13 protein-coding genes and 2 tRNA genes are annotated in these 15020 nt (G+C 68.5%); 5 read left to right on the top strand and 10 right to left on the bottom strand.

Features of this window, described 5'->3' with window-relative positions; genetic code table 11:
* Positions 1 to 188: 188 nt before the first annotated feature.
* The 3 genes from AB0I49_RS04285 to AB0I49_RS04275 form a co-directional block, all read right to left on the bottom strand.
* The gene (locus AB0I49_RS04285; RefSeq protein ID WP_363225282.1) at positions 189 to 1193 is read right to left on the bottom strand and encodes a hypothetical protein; all 1005 of its coding nucleotides are present in this window, start codon (positions 1191 to 1193) and stop codon (positions 189 to 191) included.
* Between the two features lie 651 nt (positions 1194 to 1844).
* On the bottom strand, positions 1845 to 2753 hold the full coding sequence (locus AB0I49_RS04280; RefSeq protein WP_363225281.1) for a DNA-processing protein DprA: 909 nt from the start codon (positions 2751 to 2753) through the stop codon (positions 1845 to 1847).
* A gap of 245 nt (positions 2754 to 2998) precedes the next feature.
* Positions 2999 to 3071 (bottom strand) — tRNA-Ala (locus AB0I49_RS04275).
* Between the two features lie 118 nt (positions 3072 to 3189).
* On the opposite strand from AB0I49_RS04275, the gene AB0I49_RS04270 reads away from it, so the two are divergent.
* Both AB0I49_RS04270 and AB0I49_RS04265 read left to right on the top strand, forming a co-directional pair.
* A complete protein-coding gene (locus tag AB0I49_RS04270; protein WP_363225280.1) occupies positions 3190 to 3735 on the top strand; it encodes a DNA-binding protein in 546 nt (181 codons plus the stop codon).
* 55 nt (positions 3736 to 3790) lie between these two features.
* Complete coding sequence (locus AB0I49_RS04265; protein ID WP_363225279.1) at positions 3791 to 4996, top strand: serine/threonine-protein kinase; 1206 nt, start codon at positions 3791 to 3793, stop codon at positions 4994 to 4996.
* 132 nt (positions 4997 to 5128) lie between these two features.
* On the opposite strand, the gene AB0I49_RS04260 is transcribed toward AB0I49_RS04265, so the two are convergent.
* Entirely contained in the window at positions 5129 to 5263 is a 135-nt protein-coding gene (locus tag AB0I49_RS04260; RefSeq protein ID WP_003958712.1) for a DLW-39 family protein, read from the bottom strand.
* Positions 5264 to 5618: 355 nt separating this feature from the next.
* Here AB0I49_RS04260 and AB0I49_RS04255 point away from each other — a divergent pair, with 355 nt between their 5' ends.
* The 3 genes from AB0I49_RS04255 to AB0I49_RS04245 all read left to right on the top strand — a co-directional run bounded on the left by AB0I49_RS04255 (position 5619) and on the right by AB0I49_RS04245 (position 7180).
* A complete protein-coding gene (locus tag AB0I49_RS04255; RefSeq protein ID WP_363225278.1) occupies positions 5619 to 6164 on the top strand; it encodes a hypothetical protein in 546 nt (181 codons plus the stop codon).
* Entirely contained in the window at positions 6161 to 6535 is a 375-nt protein-coding gene (locus AB0I49_RS04250) for a transcriptional regulator (RefSeq protein WP_363225277.1), read from the top strand. The genes AB0I49_RS04255 and AB0I49_RS04250 overlap by 4 nt, the downstream gene beginning before the upstream one ends.
* Positions 6536 to 6784: 249 nt before the next feature.
* Entirely contained in the window at positions 6785 to 7180 is a 396-nt protein-coding gene (locus AB0I49_RS04245; protein WP_363225276.1) for a peptidase inhibitor family I36 protein, read from the top strand.
* 148 nt (positions 7181 to 7328) lie between these two features.
* Here AB0I49_RS04245 and AB0I49_RS04240 read toward each other — a convergent pair.
* The 6 genes from AB0I49_RS04240 to recF all read right to left on the bottom strand — a co-directional run bounded on the left by AB0I49_RS04240 (position 7329) and on the right by recF (position 14982).
* A tRNA-Ile gene (locus AB0I49_RS04240) sits at positions 7329 to 7402 on the bottom strand.
* Between the two features lie 82 nt (positions 7403 to 7484).
* Positions 7485 to 8087 carry a DUF3566 domain-containing protein gene (locus AB0I49_RS04235; protein ID WP_363225275.1) on the bottom strand — a complete coding sequence of 201 codons (603 nt, stop codon included), beginning with the start codon at positions 8085 to 8087 and terminating at the stop codon, positions 7485 to 7487.
* 123 nt (positions 8088 to 8210) lie between these two features.
* Positions 8211 to 10832: a DNA gyrase subunit A gene (gene gyrA, locus AB0I49_RS04230; RefSeq protein WP_363225274.1), complete on the bottom strand. Its 2622-nt coding sequence runs from the start codon at positions 10830 to 10832 to the stop codon at positions 8211 to 8213.
* 72 nt (positions 10833 to 10904) lie between these two features.
* Complete coding sequence (gene gyrB, locus AB0I49_RS04225; RefSeq protein ID WP_363225273.1) at positions 10905 to 12950, bottom strand: DNA topoisomerase (ATP-hydrolyzing) subunit B; 2046 nt, start codon at positions 12948 to 12950, stop codon at positions 10905 to 10907.
* A 287-nt stretch (positions 12951 to 13237) separates the two neighbouring features.
* Complete coding sequence (locus tag AB0I49_RS04220; protein ID WP_363225272.1) at positions 13238 to 13843, bottom strand: DciA family protein; 606 nt, start codon at positions 13841 to 13843, stop codon at positions 13238 to 13240.
* Entirely contained in the window at positions 13840 to 14982 is a 1143-nt protein-coding gene (recF, locus tag AB0I49_RS04215; protein WP_363225270.1) for a DNA replication/repair protein RecF, read from the bottom strand. The genes AB0I49_RS04220 and recF overlap by 4 nt, the downstream gene beginning before the upstream one ends.
* Positions 14983 to 15020 lie beyond the last annotated feature (38 nt).

Raw genomic sequence — 15020 nt, 5'->3', positions numbered from 1 at the left:
GAGCCCAGGGGAGTCGAACCCGAAATTATTACCCTCTTGGCCTGCGGTTTCACCGGGAAGCCGGGGCAGACACCACCGTTTCCATCCCTCTGAATCCCGCTCGATCCTCCTCGCCCCAGTCCCGTGCTGACACGTCAGCACGGCTGCCAGGGTCGTTGCGAACGCACTTCAGGCAGGTCAGCGACGTGCTATCGGCTCACTTTGGTGACGAAGAATTTCGTCCCCGCGAGTGGAGCTCCTACCTCCGTCTCAGCCCACTGGGGAAGCAGCCCAGGCTCTGCGGCGAGCCGGGAGAGCAGGTCGGTGATGTCATCAGGACGCGGCGCGTTGGTGAGCCTGCACTCCAGGACGGGTTCTCCTGTGGCACTGCTGTACTCGTCTTCTCCCTCCTCAGCCGGGTCGTCGGGCTCCCAACGGCAGATCTCGATGCTCCAGGCTCCCGCGTCCTCCCCGTCCGGCTCCGGAACACGGATGGTCAGGAAGAGGTGGTTCGCGTCATGCGGCTCAGCGAAGATCTCCGGGTACTCGACTGAGAAGAACCCCGAGCCGGCCTCCGCGGTTGAGCTCTGTTCGAAGGCAGTGACCAGTACCCGCAGATTCGCCACGGCATCCGCGCGCTGCTCAGCGGTGAGGCCCTCCTCTTCGCGGTCCAGCTGCTCGCGTGCCGTGGTGCTCAGCAGCGGCGATCCGCCTCCATAGGGAACGAACGGCTGCTCGTGGTCCCAGCTGCGCCGGTTTCCTTCCGGTGCAGGGATTGCCTCCGTGGATTCGGCAAGTGTGTCGCGCAGCTCGCGCGCTTCCGTCTCGAGCTCCGCCTCGACCGCGACCCGGACCGGCTGCGGTACGGCGGCAAGTGCATCATCCAGATCAGCCAGCGCCTGATGAAGTTCCAGGCAGACCGACTCGTACCACAGGCTGTGCGCTCCCCCGAGGAGATCAGCACGTGCACTCCGATCGGTGAGCGCCGCCAGATGTTCCGTGGGGTAACTGGCTACACGCCGCTCACGCATATCGAAGATGCTTACCGGGACGGTGGCGAGAGCAGAGATCCGGTTGAGCGCCTCAACGACCGGAGCCGCGAGGTCGATGCTGTCGAGGCTTGTCACCGTCGACGACTCGACACCGCAGCCGTTCCGGTATACGGCCAGGATCTGCGTCTTCCCGCGGTTGGCGTGCTGACAGTAGATGGTCATGCGGCCACCTTCCGGCCACCGGGACACAGCGATCCCGGCAACCAAGGAGTTGGATACGGAAGGAAGCGGTGGCGACGGCCCGTGCCGACGCTCCGTGCCTCGAAGAGATCAGCGGTGGCTCAGGTCCTATCCCGAGCTCCCTGCCTACGCTCAGGCTAGCCACCAGCCACTTGCCACGACAACCCACAATCCCGGCGAGGTGAACCAACTCCCCTCTTCTGCACGAGGCTTCGCCCGCCGGTGCGGGCGGGATAGAGCCGCTCGGCGAATGTGAGGGGTTTCAGCCGATGGCATCAGCGCCTACGGGGACTGCCCTCACCCGACGTGCCTGCCCCGCCGTCCGCATCCACGAGGGATTGGCCGGGCCCGGCGAGGCGGCCTTGTAGCGGTGCATGTCCCAGTCGGACTGGCTGCCCGCGGCGGAGTACGCGACGAAGACGGCCCTGTCCGCCGTCTCCGCACCAAGCGCCTGCGCCTGACGGCGATGAGCCGCACATGCGGAACACAGCGCCCCGCCATCAGCCAGAGGACCCGCGCACACCGCACAGATGCCGCGGGCAGCGCGGACAGGTGCCAGGAAATGATCGGTGAATCGAGTACGGGCGATGATCTCGGCAGACCGAGCAGCCCTGCCGTCTCCCGAATGCCGCGTCACGGCAGGTCGACGAGGTCCCGCAGCAGCCGGTCCATGTCCGCCGGGCGACGCACGATCTCATCCAGTACCGCCAGGGCCTCATCGACCCCGTCAGCGACGTGGACATCGGGCCGGTCCAGCAGCTCATGCGCCCAGTCGTTCCCCTCAAGCGCCGAACGCAGCAAAATCACCGGGCGGCCGTGCTCGACCGCCTTACGCGCCTGGATACGCGTACCGCTGCGCGGCCCCGCCGCCATGATGACCGTGGCCAGGCAATACGCCGACATCGTGCCGTTCCGCCGTGGAAACGTCGTCTTCGACGGCGGAGTCTCCGGCCAGAACGGCGACAACACCAATCCCGAAGACACAACCCTGCGGTGCAGGGCAAGATTCTCCGGCGGATAGGCGTGATACACGCCAGTACCGATCACACCGACCGCCCGCCCACCCGCATCCAGCGCAGTCTCGGTCGCAGCCGTATCGATCCCCGCCGCCAACCCGGACACCACACTCAGTCCGCGCGCAACGAGACCACCGGCAAGAGCGGCCGCCCGAGCAAGATCACGCTGCGCGGCGCTGCGCGAGCCGACCACGGCCACCCCGGCATCCCCGGAACGCGCTTCTCCACGAGTGAAGACGAGCCCAGGGGCGTCGAAAGCACTGCTCAGCTGGTGCGGATAGTCCGCCTCGGTCAGCGCACGCACCCCGATCCCCTGCGCCGCCCAACGCTCCAACTCGGCCCGCGCAGCGGGCAGCTCCTCCTGAACAGGACCGCCGAAGAGCGACTGCTGCTCCTCATCGAGGAGTCGAGAGGCGCTACCGGCCTCCATCACCCGCGCCACGGCCTCGCGCTCCTGCCGCTCCGTATGGGCGCGCCGAAGCAGCACGACCATCGCCGCCCGCTCGTCCTCCCAGCGCTCCTGCATACGCCCGACGATACCGCCCACCCACGACAGCAACCCCGAAACGGACCGCAGCCCTCTCAGGCCGCCCCTTGCCACCCTGCGCAAAGACGGGGGCCCGACAGGGGAGAAACAACCGCCCCGGGCCCCATGAACAAAGGCCACACATACCGCGTGTCAGCACCACCGTGCTGACACATCAGCGCGGGAAATCGGGACAAAAACACCCCCCTAATCGCGTTTCCGCAGATCAGAGGGGTGCATATATGTGGAGCCTAGGGGAGTCGAACCCCTGACATCTGCCATGCAAAGACAGCGCTCTACCAACTGAGCTAAGGCCCCGTTCCCGACCAGGGTACCGGGTACCGGACGTCATCCCCGACCGGGTATCGCTCGCGCGTACCGCGCTCCGTAGGATGCACCGCAAGATTCGCGGCAGCGAAGCGAAGGGGAGAGCGAGATGGACGCAGCACAGCAGGAAGCCACCGCCCGCGCACGAGAGCTACAGCGAAGCTGGTACGGGGAGCCGCTCGGGGCGCTCTTCCGCCGTCTCATCGACGATCTCGGTCTCAACCAGGCCCGCCTCGCGTCCGTACTCGGCCTCTCCGCCCCGATGCTGTCCCAGCTCATGAGCGGCCAGCGCGCGAAGATCGGCAACCCGGCTGTGGTCCAACGCGTGCAGGCGCTCCAGGAGTTGTCGAGCCAGGTCGCGGACGGCAGCGTCAGCGCCGCCGAGGCCGCGGACCGCATGGAGGAGGTCAAGAAGACCTCGGGCGGCTCCGTGCTCAACACCACCCAGACCACCGCGAGCAGCGGCGCCCCGACCGTACGGCGCGTGGTGCGGGAGATCCAGTCGCTGCTGCGCTCCGTGGCCGCGGCCGGCGACATCATCGATGCGGCGGACACCCTGAGCGCCTCCCACCCCGAACTGGCCGAGTTCCTGCGGGTGTACGGCGCGGGGCGGACCGCGGAGGCGGTCGCACACTACGAGGCGCACCAGAGCTGACGACCGGAAGCCGGCCGGGAGCTGACCGGGCCGACGTGGGGGTGGGCACAGCGCGATGGGTGAGGTCTTCGCCGGCCGGTACGAGCTGGTCGACCCGATCGGGCGCGGCGGCGTCGGCGCCGTCTGGCGCGCCTGGGACCAGCGGCGACGGCGTTATGTGGCAGCGAAGGTACTGCAGCAGAGCGACGCGCACACCCTGCTGAGATTCGTACGGGAACAGGCGCTGCGGATCGATCATCCGCATGTGCTCGCGCCGATGAGCTGGGCGGCCGACGACGACAAGGTGCTGTTCACCATGGACGTGGTGCGCGGCGGCTCGCTGTCCCATCTCATCGGGGACTACGGCCCGTTGCCGCCGTCCTTCGTGTGCACGCTGCTCGACCAGCTGCTGTCGGGGCTGACGGCCGTCCACGACGAGGGTGTCGTGCACCGCGACATCAAGCCCGCCAACATCCTGCTGGAGGCGACCGGCACCGGCCGCCCGCACCTGCGGCTCTCCGACTTCGGCATCGCGATGCGCAAGGGCGAACCGCGCCTCACGGACACCAACTTCGTCATGGGCACGCCCGGTTATTTCGCGCCGGAGCAGATGATGGGCGAGGAACCGGACTTCCCCGCCGACCTCTTCGCCGTCGGCCTCGTCGCCCTCTACCTGCTCACCGGCCGCAAACCGGACGCGGAGGCCCTCGTCCAGCTCTTCCTCGACCACGGCATACCCAACGCCCCGGAAGAGGTGCCGGAACCGCTGTGGCAGGTCATAGCCAATCTGCTGCAGCCGGACCCGTACATCCGGTTCCGTACGGCCACGGGCGCGCGGAAGGCGCTGACCGCGGCGGTGGAACTGCTGCCGGAACCCGGCTTCGACGAGGAAGTGATCGAGGTCTTCGACCAGCTCGGGCCGCTGCCCGAGGGGTTCGGACCGAACGGGCCGGAGCGGCCGGCGGCGAAAGGCGGGGCAGCGGCGAGGCCGGCGGGCGGCGCCGCGCCGTCACCGCAGACGCCCCCTTCCCCACAGCGCCTGCCCCACATCCCCCAGGCTCCCCACACTCCCCAAGCCCCCCTGCCGCCCGCCTATCCCCCCACGCCCCCGTACCCCTCGTCGCGCCCCGCCGCCGCCCCGTACCGCCACGCGGCCGCCCCGTACCGCCACGCGGCCGCCCGCACACGCCAACCGGGACCGCCCCCGAAGGTCGCGATCCCGGTGGTGATCGTGGCGCTGATCTGTTTGGCCGTGGGCATCTACGCGCTCTCCGTCAGCTGATTCACACCAGCAACGATTCAATTCGCGAGAGCAAACACTCTGGGGTGAGCACCCCACGGAACGGCCTCCCCCGACAACGGAAACGGGGCCCCGACCGCCTCAGCGATCAGGGCCCCGTCCGGGGTAGTCGTCTCACACACCCGAACCTGCGGGCACGGAGTCGGTCGCCTCCGTCCACAGATCCTGCTCGGCGCGATCCGCCTGGATCTGGCGGTACACGAGGAGACCGCCGATGGCGGCCAGGGCGACCAGGAGAAGCTTCTTCACCGCGCGACCTCGTCTTTCATTGACGTAGGGGACCTTCTGGTGGCCGATGATACACACCACCCGATATCGATCGGTGACCTGCGTCCTTCGTCAACTGCGCACCCGCGCGAAATGAATCGGCCGGGCCGGGGAATTCCCGTACGGGCCGGTCAGGGCGGTTGGGGGCCGGCGGGCCGCGAGCCCGCTCCCGCCCGCTCCCCAAGCGAGTGCAATTGAAAATGCGCATGCCAAATCGACCCGCGTCCCGCATGTGTCGACGCTCACCATAGCCAATCACTTTCCACGATGGAAAATAGATGTCATGCTGGAAAAAGCCGACCGGCGGAGACTCCGCCGGCGGACTCGGGAGCACGTGATGGAGCAGCACACCACCGGCGAAGAGCGCGACGGCACGGCTCCGCCGCCCGCGCCGCCCCTGTCACCCGAGGCCGCGACGCGCGCCCTGCGCGATGTCGAGGACGCCCAAGCGCGAGCGCGATTCCAGGCCCGTACCGTGCCCGGCTGGTACGGGCCGGCAGCCGGCGCCGTGCTCGCGATCTACGTCATCGTCGCGCAGCGGTTTCTGGAATCCGGCAACGCGGCCGTCCAGCTGTGGGTCGCCTTGCCGCTGGCCGGGCTGGCGGCCCTCGCGCTCAGGCGGATCGCACGGCGAAGGAGGGGCGTGGTGCCGCCCGACTCCGAAGCCGCCAGGGCCGAGCGCACGAAACGGACGCTCACCATCCTGTTCCCCGCCCTCCTCGTCGCCTGCCTGGCGGGAGGCGCGTGCGCGGCCCTCGGCGGCAGCGCGCACGTCGCCGTCACCGTCCTGGCCGTCGCCCTGGGGCTCGGTTTCTGGGCCGGATTCGCCCGGCACAACACCGCGATCGACCGCCGGCTGCGGGACATGCGGGGTTCGGCATGACCGCCGACCCGCCGAGAGCTCGGAGACCGCAGGCGGCCGGCCTCGACGAGACGCTGCACAACCCCACGCGGCTGGCCGTGGCGGCGTTCCTGTCCGCTTGCGCCGAAGCCGAGTTCGCGGTGGTACGCGACCACTGCCAGGTGTCCGACTCGGTGCTGAGCAAGGCCGCTTCGGTGCTGGAAGCCGCCGGGTACGCGGAGATCCGCAAAGGCTACGTCGGCAAGCGACCGCGCACCTGGCTCTCCCTCACCGCTGACGGACACCGCTCACTGACGCGGCACGTCACGGCCCTCCAGGAGATCGTCTCCGCCGCCCAGGAGGCCAGCGCGACCGTACGAACGCCACCGGCCGAGCCGCAACCACAGCCGTAGCCACAGCCACAGCCACAGCCACAGCCACACAACCGCTGACCCGGCATCGCGGTACTCGTCCAGCACACGACGCGGCGAACCCGCCAGACCGCCGATGCCGTGCCGTGCCGGGTCGTGCCTGCCGTCCTCCAGCAACGGCGGAAAACAAGCTTGCATGTTCAACCACTGGATGGCGTCATATCTACGTCGGAATATCCACATCGGAGGACGCGACAGCGTCCGCTGCCCGATCAGCAGAAGGAGCATCCGGTGAACTCGAAAGCCAGACGAAGAGCGGTCTTAGCCTTCGCGGCAACGGCCCTCGCCCTCGGCGCGACCGCCACCAGCGCCCCGGCCGCGACGGCCGCCAGCGGCTACGACCGCTGCCCGAGCGGTTCTTCGTGTTACTTCTCCAATGCCAACGGCAACGGCGACATGTGGCGAGCGCCCAGCTCCGCGTGTTTCAACCTCGGCACCATGAACCCCCCGTTCAACGACCGCATCAGCTCGGTGTGGAACCGGGGCGGCAACGTGGTCCACATGTACAACTGGACCGGCACCTGGACCTGGCTGGACGACGTACAGGTCGGTCAGAAGTGGTCGGTCGGCTCCGGGGACCACCGCAATGACAAGGTCGACATGGTCTGCATCGGACGAACTCCCTGACAGCCATCGGACGGACTCCCTGACAGCCGCCGCCTGACTCCGGTGCGGGCGAAGCCGCCGCCGAAACCCCGCGCCCCAGCCGAAGCCCGACCCGCCGCGAGCAAGTCAAAGGGCCCCAGCCATCTCTGGCTGGGGCCCTTTCACGCGGTGGGGCTAACAGGACTTGAACCTGTGGCCTCTTCCTTATCAGGGAAGCGCTCTAACCGTCTGAGCTATAGCCCCGCGCTGCACCGAAAGATTAGCGCACCCAGGGCCAAGTCCCAAAATCGATAACCGCCGGCCCGCCCGCGGCCGGCCGTCGGCCCTATTCGTCCTCGGCGAGCGTGAGCTCCACGCCCCCGACGAACCCGGCCGACAGGTTGTAGATGAAGGCTCCGAGCGTCGCCAGCGCCGTCGCCAGCACCACGTCGATCACCGCGATGATCGACGTGAACAGCAGCACTCGCGGCAGCGACAGGAACGACTGGAGGTCGAATCCGCCGCCGTTGTTGGCGTCCGTCGCCTCACTGATCGTTCCGCCGACCGTGGAGAAGACGCCCATGGCGTCCATCACCATCCACAGCACCGACGCCGCCACGATCGTGCACACGCCCAGCGCGATCGACAGCAGGAAACTGACCTTCATCACCGACCACGGGTCGGCTTTCGCCACCCGCAGCCGGGCCTTGCGCGTACGCGGTTCCGTATGAATACCGGTCCTCGGCTTCCGTACGCCGTGCTGTTCCGATCCGCCCGCGGCGCCACCGCCCGTACCCCCTCCGGCACCACCGCCCGTACGCTCCGCCGGCGGCGCGTACGCCTGCGGCGGGTGGTACGGCTGCGCGGGCTGCTGCTGCCCCCGACGCTCGCCGGGCAGCGGCCCCGACGCGTACGCGTCGTACGGCTGCGACCCTCGGGTGTCCGTCACGGTTCCCCCCTGGGAGTCTGCGGCAGCACCCCGGGCGCCGGCCGTATCGGTCGCGGGCCCGCCAGGCTTTCGCCCCTTGGCACCCGCGCCGCCCGCCGCGGCGCCCGTGGCTCCACTCAAGACTTACTCCTCGGTCTCCTCGGCCGAAGGCGCTTCGCCCTCGGCCGCCTCGGGCCCGTCATCCGCGGCTGCGTCGGCCAACTCAACGACCTCTTCAGCCTCGCGACCGGCCTCGGCGTTCCTGGCGATGCCCACAACGGCATCGCGCTTACCCAGGTTGATCAGTTGGACGCCCATGGTGTCACGGCCCGTCTCCCTGACCTCGCTGACCCGCGTACGGATCACACCGCCGCTCAGCGTGATGGCGAGGATCTCATCGCTCTCCTCCACCACCAGTGCGCCGACCAGCGAGCCGCGGTCCTCCACGATCTTGGCGGCCTTGATGCCCAGCCCGCCCCGACCCTGGACGCGGTACTCATCGACATTCGTGCGCTTCGCGTACCCACCATCCGTAGCAGTGAAGACGAACGTACCGGCACGCACGACATTCATCGAGAGGAGCTCGTCCCCCTCCCTGAAACTCATCCCCTTGACGCCCGAGGTGGCGCGCCCCATGGGACGCAGAGCTTCGTCCGTGGCGGTGAACCGGATCGATTGCGCCTTCTTGCTGATCAGAAGTAGATCATCTTCGGAGGAGACCAACTCCGCACCGATCAGCTCGTCCTCGGTCCCGTCCTCCGCCTCACGGAGGTTGATCGCGATGACACCACCCGAACGCGGGGAATCGTAGTCCTTGAGCGAAGTCTTCTTCACCAGGCCCGACTTCGTCGCCAGGACCAGGTACGGAACCGCCTCGTAGTCCCGGATCGCCAGGATCTGCGCGATCTGCTCGTCCGGCTGGAAAGCGAGCAGGTTGGCCACGTGCTGGCCCCGCGCGTCCCGGCCGGCGTCCGGCAGCTCGTACGCCTTCGCCCGGTACACCCGGCCCTTGTTGGTGAAGAACAGCAGCCAGTGGTGGGTCGTGGAGACGAAGAAGTGGTCGACGATGTCGTCCTGCTTCAGCTTCGTGCCCCGCACGCCCTTGCCGCCGCGCTTCTGCGAGCGGTAGTCCTCGCTCTTGGTCCGCTTGACATAGCCGCCCTTGGTGATGGTGACGACGATGTCCTCCTCGGCGATCAGGTCCTCGATGGACATGTCGCCGTCGAAGGGCACCAGCTTCGAGCGCCGGTCGTCGCCGAACTTGTCGACGATCGCCTGCAGCTCCTCGCTGATGATCTGCCGCTGCCGCTCCGGCGAGGCGAGGATCGCGTTGTACTCGTTGATCTTCGCCTGGAGTTCGTCGTGCTCGGCGGTGATCTTCCGGTGCTCCAGCGCGGCGAGGCGCCGCAGCTGCATCTCCAGGATCGCGTTCGCCTGGATCTCGTCGATCGTCAGCAGCCCCATCAGGCCCTCACGCGCGACGTCGACGGTCTCACTGCGCCGGATCAGCGCGATGACCTCGTCGATGGCGTCCAGGGCCTTCAGCAGGCCGCGCAGGATGTGCGCGCGCTCCTCGGCCTTGCGCAGCCGGAACCGCGTCCGCCGGACGATGACCTCGACCTGGTGCGTGACCCAGTTGCGGATGAACGCGTCGATCGACAGCGTGCGCGGCACCCCGTCGACCAGCGCCAGCATGTTCGCGCCGAAGTTCGTCTGCAGGTCGGTGTGCTTGTACAGGTTGTTCAGCACGACCTTGGCGACGGCGTCCCGCTTGAGGACGACCACCAGCCGCTGGCCCGTGCGCGAGGAGGTCTCGTCCCGTACGTCCGCGATGCCGCCGACCCTGCCGTCCTTCACCAGGTCGGCGATCTTCTGGGCGAGGTTGTCGGGGTTCACCTGGTACGGCAGCTCGGTGACCACCAGGCACTGCCGGTTCTGGATCTCCTCGACCGCCACCACCGCGCGCATCGTGATCGAGCCGCGACCCGTGCGGTACGCCTCCTCGATGCCCTTGCGGCCGACGACCAGCGCGCCGGTCGGGAAGTCCGGGCCCTTGATGCGGTCGATGAGCGCCTCGAGCAGTTCCTCCGGGGTCGCCTCCGGATTCGCCAGATACCACTGGGCGCCCTCCGCGACCTCGCGGAGATTGTGCGGCGGGATATTGGTCGCCATACCGACCGCGATGCCCGCCGAGCCGTTGATCAGCAGATTCGGGAACCGCGCCGGAAGTACGGTCGGCTCCTGATTGCGGCCGTCGTAGTTGTCCTGGAATTCGACGGTCTCCTCGTCGATGTCCCGGAGCATCTCCATGGCCAGCGGCATCATCTTGCACTCGGTGTACCGCATGGCGGCGGCCGGGTCATTGCCCGGGGAACCGAAGTTGCCGTTGGAATCCACCAGCGGCATCCGCATCGACCAGTGCTGCGCCAGGCGGACCAGCGCGTCGTAGATCGAGGAGTCGCCGTGCGGGTGGTACGTGCCCATCACGTCGCCGACGACGCGGGCGCACTTGTAGAAGCCCTTCTCGGGCCGGTAACCGCCGTCGTACATCGCGTACAGAACGCGCCGGTGCACGGGCTTGAGGCCATCGCGCACATCGGGCAGCGCACGCGAGACGATCACGCTCATCGCGTAGTCGAGATACGAGCGCTGCATCTCCGTCTCGAGCCCGACGGGCTCGACGCGCATTCCCACGCCTTCCACCGCGGCAGGCTCGCCTTCCGGGGTCACGGAACCCACGGGAATGTCAGGTGTCTCGTCGGCCATTGCTGTTCAAAGTCCTTTCGAGCTGCGGCTGGAAAACCCCGCGGCGAATCGCCGGGGAGCTGCCGGCAGGGCTCAGATGTCGAGGAAACGGACGTCCTTGGCATTGCGCTGGATGAACGAGCGCCGAGCCTCGACGTCCTCGCCCATCAGCACCGAGAACAGGTCGTCCGCCTGCGCCGCGTCGTCCAGGGAGACCTGGCCCAGCACGCGGTGGTCGACGTCCATGGTGGTGATACGCAGCTCCTCGGCGTTCATCTCGCCGAGGCCCTTGAAGCGCTGGACCGAATCGTCCTTGATCCGCTTCCCGTTCTCCCGGCCGAGCTGGATCAGCGCGTCCCGCTCGCGGTCCGAATACGCGTACTCGAAGTCGTCCCGACCCCACTTGATCTTGTAGAGCGGGGGGCGCGAGAGATAGACGTGACCCGCCTCGACCAGCGGCCGCATAAAGCGGAAGAGGAAGGTGAGCAGCAGGGTGTTGATGTGCTGGCCGTCGACGTCGGCGTCTGCCATCAGAATGATCTTGTGATAGCGGAGCTTCTCGATCTCGAAGTCCTCGTGCACACCCGTGCCGAACGCCGAGATCAGCGCCTGCACCTCGGTGTTCTGAAGGATCTTGTCGATCCGGGCCTTCTCCACATTGAGGATCTTGCCTCGAATCGGGAGAATCGCCTGGTACTGCGGATTACGGCCCGACTTCGCGGAGCCGCCGGCCGAGTCGCCCTCGACGATGAAGATCTCGCACTTCGTCGGGTCGTTCGACTGGCAGTCGCTCAGCTTTCCGGGCAGAGAGGCGCTCTCCAGCAGCCCCTTGCGCCGCGTGAGATCCCGCGCCTTTCGCGCCGCGACCCGCGCCGTGGCCGCCGTGATCGCCTTGCGGATGATGTCCGCGGCCTCATTGGGATTACGGTCGAACCAGTCCGTCAGGTGCTCGTGCACCACCCGCTGCACAAAGGTCTTCGCCTCCGTGTTGCCCAGCTTCGTCTTCGTCTGGCCCTCGAACTGCGGCTCGCCGAGTTTGATCGAGATGATCGCCGTCAGACCCTCGCGGATGTCCTCGCCGGTGAGGTTGTCGTCCTTCTCCCGGAGGAACTTCTTCTCCCGCGCGTAACGGTTGACCAGCCCGGTCATCGCCGCACGGAAACCCTCTTCGTGCGTACCGCCCTCATGCGTGTGGATCGTGTTCGCGAAGCTGTATACACCCTCGCTGAACTGGCTGTTCCACTGCATCGCGACCTCAAGGGAGAGCATCCGCTCCTTGTCCTCGGCCTCGATGTCGATCACCGTCGGGTGAATCAGCTCACCCTTGCGGGAATTCAGGTACTTCACGAAGTCGACGATGCCGCCCTCGTAGTGGTACCGGACCGCGAGCGGTTTGCCCTCCTCGTCGACGTGATCGGCGCGCTCGTCCGTCAGCGAGATGTTCAGTCCCTTGTTCAGGAACGCCATCTCCTGGAAACGCCGCGCCAGCGTCTCGAAGGAGTACTCCGTGGTCTCGAAGATGTCGCCGTCGGCCCAGAAGGTGACGGTCGTGCCCGTCTCCTCCGTCTCCTCGTTGCGCTGCAGCGGAGCCGTCGGCGTGCCGAGCTTGTAGTCCTGGGTCCAGCGGTAGCCGTCCGTCTTCACCTCGACCGCCACCTTGGTCGACAGCGCGTTGACGACCGACACGCCGACGCCGTGCAGACCGCCGGAGACGGCGTAGCCGCCGCCGCCGAACTTGCCGCCCGCGTGCAGCACCGTCAGCACGACCTCGACGGCCGGCTTGCCCTCGGAGGGGACGATGCCCACCGGGATGCCGCGGCCGTTGTCGATCACGCGCACGCCGCCGTCCGGCAGGATCGTGACGTCGATCTTGTCCGCGTGGCCGGCCATGGCCTCGTCGACGGAGTTGTCGACGACCTCCTGCACCAGGTGGTGCAGGCCCCGCTCACCGGTCGAGCCGATGTACATACCGGGACGCTTGCGGACCGCGTCCAGACCCTCAAGGACCGTGATCGCACTGGCGTCGTATGACGGCTCGCCGTCGACGGCGCCCGAAGGAGCCCCTTCTGTCTGGGGAGCGGTGATGTTCTCGTTGGGGTTGCCGGAATCGGCCACGAAGCGCCCTTTCTGGCACAGCACAAGCCGTCGTTCCCTGCTTGCGGCGGGGAATCCCCGTTCCGGGGCAGGCAGGAGCGGCTGCGTCGTTCGACATGTTCCGCGAGTCGGCGGGATTGCTACCAGTCTACCGGTAGCGCTGACATGAATGGGGGTTTGGCGGTACCTGAGTCCTCATGTGCCGCCCTGAGCCGCCAACCGCCGACTCCCTATATGTGACCCAGGCCCTCAAGAGGCTCACGGCGGCACTCAGCGCTTCGAGCTGTCAACCGCCCGCTACCGAGAGCGGGGGCTCAGCCCCCACCCCGGTCTCACCCGTACGTATCGCCCGGACCGCGGCTCCCCGGCGCCCGCAGCGGCCCGTACCGCCGACCAGGACCGCCGGGCCCCGACACCTTGATCAGACGGACCGTGCCCTGCCCCAGATCCGCGTTCAGCCGGGCCACCAACTGCGGTGCCAGCAAACGGAGTTGAGTCGCCCAGGCGGTCGAGTCGCACAGCACCGTCAGCACCCGCGCGTCCTCGTCGTACCGCTGCGGCTCACAGTGCTGCGCCACCTCCGGCCCCACCATCTGCGACCAGCGCCCCATCACACCGCCCACCGCCGCCGGCGCCTCCCAGCCACGCTCAGTGATCAGACGGTTGATCGCCGCACCCAGCGGCAGCGGATCACGCCCGTCCGCACGCGCTCCGGAGCGCACGCCCCCACGCCGGGCCTGCCGCTTCTGCTGCGCCGCGTTGCCCCGCGCCCGCGCCTGCTCCTTCGCCGCGCGCAGCGCCACCCGCGCCAGATCCACCCCGGACGGCTCCGGCGCCCCCGAAGGCTGCTCGGCGGCCGACGGCTGCCCCGAAGAGGGGGACGACGGATCCGACGGCGTACGGGGCTGCGAAGACGAACCCCGCGGCTGCTCGCTCATACGCGCTCGACCACGCCCTCCGACACCGCGAACCGCGCCCCCGTCAGCACACCCGGCACATCGTCGCCCACCGCCGCCGTCACCAGCACCTGCTCACCCGGCGCGACCAGCTCCGCCAGCCGCTCCCGCCGACGCACGTCCAGCTCCGCGAAGACATCGTCCAGCACCAGCACCGGCTCGCCGCCCTCGGCCCGCAGCAGCTCGTACGAGGCCAGCCGCAGCGCCAGCGCGTACGACCAGGACTCGCCGTGGCTCGCATACCCCTTCGCGGGCAGCCGGCCCAGATTCAGCAGCAGATCGTCCCGGTGCGGGCCCACCAGCGTCACGCCGCGCTCGATCTCCTGCTTGCGCGCCCCCTCCAGCGCCGCGAGCACCAGAGCGAACAACTCCTCCCGGCCCGGCGCCCCCGCGGGCGTCTCGGGGAGCGCCTCGCCCACCGAACCCCGGTACCCCAGCCCCACCGGACCGCCGCCCGGCGCCAGCTGCTCGTACGCCTTGTCCGCCAGCGGCTGCAACGTCGCCACCAGGTCCAACCGCGCCGCCAGCAGCTCCGCCGCCGCCCGCGCCAGATGCTGGTCCCACACGTCCAGCGTCGACAGATCCAGCTGCCGCCCGCCGTGCCGCCGCGCCATCGCCGCGGTCTTCAGCAACGTATTGCGCTGCTTGAGCACCCGGTCGTAATCCGAGCGCACCCCCGCCATCCGCGGCGACCGGGCCGTGATCAGCTCGTCCAGGAAGCGGCGCCGCTCGCCCGGATCGCCCTTGACCAGCGCCAGATCCTCCGGCGCGAACAGCACCGTCCGCACGATGCCCAGCACATCCCGCGGCCTGACCTGCGACGACCGGTTGATACGAGCGCGGTTCGCGCGCCCCGGATTCAGCTCCAGCTCCACCAGCTGCTGCCGCTCGCCCTGCACCACCTGGGCCCGGACGATCGCCCGCTCCGCCCCCATCCGCACCAGCGGCGCGTCGGAGGAGACCCGGTGGCTGCCGAGGGTCGCCAGATAGCCGACCGCCTCGACGAGATTGGTCTTTCCCTGCCCATTGGGCCCCACGAAAGCCGTCACGCCCGGATCGAGCGGAACCTCGACCCGGGCGTACGAGCGGAAGTCGGCCAGCGACAAATGCGATACGTGCATGGGTGCGCGCCGACCTCCCCCGGCTGCTTACTGCGGAG

The sequence above is a fragment of the Streptomyces sp. NPDC050617 genome (assembly GCF_040654795.1).
Lineage (GTDB): Bacteria > Actinomycetota > Actinomycetes > Streptomycetales > Streptomycetaceae > Streptomyces.
This window is presented reverse-complemented; position numbering and strand designations above follow the sequence as displayed.